We start from the raw sequence: 764 nt of genomic DNA, 5'->3' as shown, positions 1-764 counted from the left end.
ACAGAAGCTGGGCTTGAATACACATAGTGACTTTTATGTCAATGCGTAAGTCCTACTAGTATATGTTGATGAGTCTGGCATGGATGAACGCGATAACTACGGCTACGGCTACTCCCATGTTGAGGAGCGCTTCTACGATCTCAAATCGGGTCGGCGCCAAGGTCGCATTAATATGATCGCTGGCTATCGAGACGGGCAATTGATTGCGCCATTTACAGTCGAGGGGGCATGTAACCGTACTGTGTTTGAGACCTGGCTAGAAACTTGCTTGATTCCGGTCTTGCGTTCAGGTGAGTGGGTGATTGTCGATAATGCGACGTTTCATCATGGCGGTCGGATTGCCCAATTAATTGAAGCCGCAGGGTGTCAGCTAGTCTACCTGCCGCCCTACTCCCCAGACCTCAATCGGATTGAAAAATGTTGGGCATGGTTGAAAAGCAGAATTCGCAAGCTGTTACCCAAATTGGATCATTTACGCGATGCAATTGAAACCGTTCTCAAGCAAGCAGCGTCCTAAGGAAAATGGCTACGGCTATATCGCGTTCATCCATGCCCGACTCATCGACATAGACCAGGTGAGGCGCTTTGGGGTTCTCCAGTTGCGCTAAGAAGTCCGCCCGTTTAGCTTCATCTCGTTGAGCATACCCGTATGTTTTTTTTTACGGGTATGTTTAATTCTCCGCAATGCTCTCGAAATAGTGCGTTGACTAATAGACTCGTCCGAAAATTTGCAACACCCTCTGAGTCTGGCTTTGGATAGCGTT

The 764-nt window shown here is 48.3% G+C and carries 1 pseudogene; it reads left to right on the top strand.

The window, feature by feature from the left end:
* Positions 1-55 precede the first annotated feature (55 nt).
* Positions 56-517: pseudogene (locus ACM0OZ_RS49090) on the top strand (IS630 family transposase); the annotation flags it as partial.
* Between the last annotated feature and the right edge of the window lie 247 nt (positions 518-764).

The sequence above is a fragment of the Scytonema sp. PCC 10023 genome (genome assembly GCF_963920835.1).
Taxonomy (GTDB): domain Bacteria; phylum Cyanobacteriota; class Cyanobacteriia; order Cyanobacteriales; family Nostocaceae; genus Kalymmatonema.
The sequence above is the reverse complement of the archived record's forward strand: the minus strand, read 5'-3'. Positions and strand labels throughout refer to the sequence as shown.